This window comes from Sphaerobacter sp., from assembly GCF_019683595.1.
Lineage (GTDB): Bacteria > Chloroflexota > Chloroflexia > Thermomicrobiales > Thermomicrobiaceae > Sphaerobacter.
This window is the reverse complement of the sequence record NZ_JADGHZ010000234.1, coordinates 1-4,616: the sequence shown is the minus strand read 5'-3', so window position 1 is coordinate 4,616 and position 4,616 is coordinate 1. Positions and strand designations below refer to the sequence as shown.

Sequence of the window (4,616 nt, the reverse complement as noted above, 5' to 3'; positions counted from 1 at the left end):
GGCGACGGGCCGATGCCGCTTGAGCCCAGACCGCCGTTCGCCCGGAGGCTGCGGCTGCTGAAGTGGATCACCGTCGTCGTCCCCGGCGTCTTTATCTTCGCGCTGGAAAGCACGCGGCACCTCGTGGTCGAGCCGTTCCTGCGGGCACACGGCGCGACCCGGACGCTGCCGGCAATCCCCATCGAGATCGGAAACCTGATTGTCGGGCTGCTGGCCTTCGGGCTGGCGTTCGGCTTCAGCCACCTCGTCTTCGGCGTGATCGAGCACATGCAACGCCGGCTGCTGCGTCGCAATGCGGAGCTGGCGGCGCTCAACGCCGTGGCCGCGTCCGCCGGGGCGTCGCTCCGGGTCGGGGACATCGTGGCCCAGGCGGAGGAGACCCTGCGACGGCTCTTCCCGGCCGATACCGTGCAGATCGACCTGACGCAGCCGGTCGTCGCCGGCGCCGTGGACGTGCTCGATGACGGACCGAACCCGGATGCGCGGGAGATGCGCGTGCCGCTCCAGGCCCGTGGGCACCGCCACGGGACGCTGCGGCTGAACCGCTCGCGGGGCGGGTTCTCCGCGGCGGAGCAGCGCCTACTCCGGGCCATCGGCGACACGCTGGGGATGGCGATCGAGAACGCGCGCCTGCACCAGCAGGCGCACGAGGCGGCGGTCGTCGAGGAACGGGGCCGCATCGCGCGGGAGATGCACGACGGCGTGGCGCAGATGCTCGCCTACGTGCTGGTCAAGCTGGGCACGGTCGACGGCTTGATCGCCGCGGGTGCAACGGACGCCGCCCGCGCGGAGATCGAGACGCTGCGCCAGGCGGCCGAGCGCACCTACACCGATGTGCGGGAGCAGATCCTGGGGCTGCGGCTGGTGACCGACGGCGCGCCCGGGTTGGCCGCCGGGCTGCGCACATACCTCGACGACTTCGCCGAGCAGACTGACCTGGATGTCGCCCTCGAGATCGACGACCTACCGCCTGGAGTCCTGCCGCGCGCCTCCGAGTTGCAGGTCATCCGCATCGCCCAGGAGGCGCTGAGCAACGTCCGTAAACACGCCGAAGCGCGCAGCGTCCGCGTTCGCTGCACCCTCGAGGAGGGAGACCTGATCCTCACCGTGGCGGACGACGGGCAGGGGTTCGATCCGTCGTCGGCCAACCGCCAGGGCCACCATTTCGGCCTGCTCACCATGCGAGAGCGGGCGGAGAGCCTGGGTGGCACGCTCCAGATCGACAGCCAACCCGGGAGCGGGACGCGGATCACACTCCGCGCGCCGCTCCCGACGACAGGGGTGTCTCATCGTGTCCCAGATTTCGCTGCTGCTGGTTGACGACCATGCCCTCTTCCGCGAGGGGCTGGCCAGCCTGCTCTCGTACCAGCCGGACTTCACCGTCGTCGGTGAGGCGGCGAGCGGCGAGGAGGCGGTCGAGCGCGCGCGGGAACTGGTGCCCGACGTCGTGCTGATGGACATCGACCTCCCCGGCATCGACGGCATCGAGGCCACGCGCCGGATCAAGCGCCAGTTGCCTGAGGTGCGCGTCGTGATGCTCACTGTCTACGACGACCACGAACGGCTCTTCCAGTCGATCAAGGCCGGCGCGCAGGGGTACCTGATCAAGAACATCCGCTCGGCCGAGCTCCTGGACCAGCTCCGCGGGCTGGCGCGCGGGGAAGCGGCGATCAGCCGCCGCATGGCCGCGCGCATCCTGGAGGAGTTCGCCCGCCTGGAGCGCCAGGCGGAGATCCTGGAGCCGGACGGCGGCCTCTCCCCGCGCGAGGTGCAGGTGCTGGAGCTGGTCGCGCTGCGCCTGTCGAACAAAGAGATCGCCGCGCGCCTCTCGATCAGCGAGCACACGGTCAAGAACCACCTGAAGAACATCCTCGCGAAGTTGCAGCTCTCGAGCCGTCGTCAGGCCGCGGCCTACGCCGTGGCACACGGCCTGATCCCCCCGCCGAAGGCCAGGGATGAGTAGCGTTCCACGCTCGCACCAGCCGATGTACCAGCCGAATGACCCTCTTTTGACTCTCCCTGCCCGCAAGGGGCTATCGGTTCCCCGCCGCGCGCGACGTACAGTTATGGGCAGCGGGCCGGCGGGCGAGTGGCCTCGCGCGTGGGGACCACGTGACACGTGCGGGGTCGCGGTAGGTTGATGAAGCGGACGACCATTCTCTACGGATCGATTCTGGCGGTGGCGGTGGCGATCGTCGCCCTGGCGTCGTTGCGCCCGATCCGCGTGCTCCCGCGCATCGCGCCGGCACCGGGTTTCGCCCTGACCGATCAGAACGGCAACCGGCTCACTAGCGATGACCTGCGCGGGTCGATCGTCCTCTACGACTTCACCTACCTGTCGTGCCATGAGCCGTGCACCCGCACCACCGCCACCATGCGTGAGGTTCAGGATCTGCTCGCCGCTGAAACCGAGGACGACCCGCCGGTCCGCCTCGTCACCATCTCCTTCGACCCGGAACGCGACTCAACCGAGGCACTCAAGGCGGCCGCGAAGGCAGCAGGTGCCGATCCGAGCCGCTGGACCTTCGCCACCGGTGACCCGAATCTCATGAAGTTGATCGTCGGGCGGGGGTTCAATGTCTATTACGAGCAGAACCCCGACGGCTCCTTCCGGTACGACCCGACGCTGGTGCTTGTCGACGGCTGGGGCGTAGTGCGCGCCGAGTACCGGGTCGGCCCGCCGCGCGCCGAGCACATCGTGAACGATATCCGCATCGTCGCCAACGAGGCCCGCAAGAGTCGCGGCCCTGCCCGCCTGGCCTACGAGGCGACCCATCTATTCGTCTGCCGGACGAGGTGATGCCGTGAGACGCTGGATCATCCTGACCGTTGCCGCACTGGTGCTGGTGGGAGGTGCCACCGCCGGTGCGTTCGCGGCCGGCTTGCTCCCCTTCGGTGGGGGCAGCCTGCACGGATCGGCGATCGACCCGCCGCTACCGATCGTCGACGCGCCGCTGACCGGCGCCGGTGGGCAGGAAGTGCGGCTCGCCGACTTCCGCGGCAAGGTCGTGGTCCTCTACTTCGGCTACACCTACTGCCCGGATGTCTGCCCGACCACGCTCGCCAACGTGGCCCGCGCCATGAAGGAACTCGGCAAGCGTGCCGAGGACGTGCAGGTCGTGATGATCACGGTCGATCCCGACCGTGATACGCCCGAGATCACCCAGGAGTACGTCAGCCGCTTCGACCCGTCCTTCATCGGGCTGGGCGGGGATGTCGAGCGCATCCGCGAGGTCGCGACCGGCATGGGCGTCTACTTCGAGAAGCAGGAGCGCGGCAGCGCGGGCGGCTATCTGGTGGACCACACCGCCACGGTGCTCGTCCTCGACCGCAACGGCGACCTCCGTTTGATGCTCCCCTACGGATTGACCGGCGAGCAAATTGCGAATGATTTGCGCTGGGCGCTGAAGCAATGATGTTGAGTCAGGTGGTGACTGAGATGGAGTGGATGGTGACGAACGGGATGGGCTGGTGGCCACGAGCGCGCCGGGTGGCGGTCCTGGCGCTGGTGGCTGTGCTGGCCCTGGCAGCGTTGACGGCGTGCGGAGGATCAGAGGAGGCCGAGGCCAGCGGGCTGCGGCTGGACGACCCCTGGGCACGGCCCGGGATGGCGTCGCCGGGCCAGTCAACGATGTCCCACGGTGAGACGGACAAGGGCTCTGACCACGGCAGCGCCCACGCGGGTCAGAGTGGCGGGACCAGCGCGATCTTCCTGACCATCAGCAACCCCGGCAAGGAGGACGACCGCCTGGTGGCGGTGACCACCGACGTGGCGGAGGTGGTCGAGATCCACCGCAGCAGCATCGACGCGAGTGGCGTCATGCGGATGGAGCCAATCGACGGGGTGACCATTCCCGCGGGCGGCAAAGCGGAGTTGAAGCCCGGCGCAGAGCACATCATGCTGATCGGCCTCACGCGAGACCTGGAGGTGGGCGATCGTTTCTCCGCCACGCTGCAGTTCGAGCGCGCCGGGGAGATGACGATCGAGGTGGAGGTACGCGAGCCATGAGGCAATTCAGCCGCGGGCTGGTGCTGCTCGCGGTTGTGGCGGTCCTGACGTTCGGCGTGGCCTGCGGGCGCAGCGCCTCATCGGAAGCGCCCGCGAACTACCAGGTAACTCTCGCGGTCGAGCCGTCGCCCGCCACCGTCGGCCCCGCGACCGTGACCGTGACGATCCGCGACCAGGACAACGCGCCCGTGACGGGCGCCACGGTGGAGGTCGAGGGCAACATGAGCCACGCGGGCATGAAGCCGGTCATCGCCGACGCGCACCACCAGGGTGACGGCCGGTACGTGACCGAGGGCTTCGAGTTCACCATGGGCGGCGATTGGATCCTCACCGCCCACGTGACGCTCGCCGACGGCACCTCCTTCGAGCACAGCGAGGATCTCCCCGGCGTCCACGGGGATGACGAGCACAACGGGGACAACGGGGACCACGACAACCACGAGGATGCGGGGCACTGAGTGATGCGTCACACGTCCTGCGTCATGCGTCCCCCTCACCCCCGACCCCTCTCCCACGAGGGGAGAGGGGAGGAGTACGAAGTACGCAATACGCATCACGCAAGACCCATGACGCATGACGTATGACGCATGACATGACGCATGACGCC

6 protein-coding genes are annotated in these 4,616 nt (G+C 68.7%); all 6 read left to right on the top strand.

The genetic code is table 11. The features are described 5' to 3' along the window. Positions 1–1,320 (top strand): ATP-binding protein (locus IRZ30_RS15840; RefSeq protein ID WP_294086524.1); only part of this gene is annotated, 1,320 nt, incomplete at its 5' end. Further along, positions 1,292–1,963, top strand: coding sequence for a response regulator transcription factor (locus IRZ30_RS15835; protein ID WP_273032465.1), 672 nt, complete (start codon positions 1,292–1,294; stop codon positions 1,961–1,963). The genes IRZ30_RS15840 and IRZ30_RS15835, both read left to right, overlap by 29 nt. A 177-nt stretch (positions 1,964–2,140) precedes the next feature. Continuing rightward, positions 2,141–2,800 (top strand): SCO family protein, encoded by a 660-nt coding sequence (locus tag IRZ30_RS15830; protein ID WP_294086517.1) that lies wholly within the window; start codon positions 2,141–2,143, stop codon positions 2,798–2,800. A gap of 4 nt (positions 2,801–2,804) precedes the next feature. Beyond that, on the top strand, positions 2,805–3,416 hold the full coding sequence (locus tag IRZ30_RS15825) for an SCO family protein (RefSeq protein WP_294086515.1): 612 nt from the start codon (positions 2,805–2,807) through the stop codon (positions 3,414–3,416). Positions 3,417–3,439: 23 nt separating this feature from the next. Continuing rightward, entirely contained in the window at positions 3,440–4,009 is a 570-nt protein-coding gene (locus IRZ30_RS15820; protein WP_294086525.1) for a copper chaperone PCu(A)C, read from the top strand. Continuing rightward, entirely contained in the window at positions 4,006–4,467 is a 462-nt protein-coding gene (locus tag IRZ30_RS15815; protein WP_294086513.1) for a FixH family protein, read from the top strand. The genes IRZ30_RS15820 and IRZ30_RS15815 overlap by 4 nt, the downstream gene beginning before the upstream one ends. Positions 4,468–4,616: the final 149 nt, after the last annotated feature.

Coding starts and splice junctions, on each gene's coding strand:
- IRZ30_RS15820 (WP_294086525.1), top strand. CDS start 3,440: ATGGAGTGGATGGTGACGAACGGGATGGGCTGGTGGCCACGAGCGCGC.
- IRZ30_RS15815 (WP_294086513.1), top strand. CDS start 4,006: ATGAGGCAATTCAGCCGCGGGCTGGTGCTGCTCGCGGTTGTGGCGGTC.
- IRZ30_RS15830 (WP_294086517.1), top strand. CDS start 2,141: ATGAAGCGGACGACCATTCTCTACGGATCGATTCTGGCGGTGGCGGTG.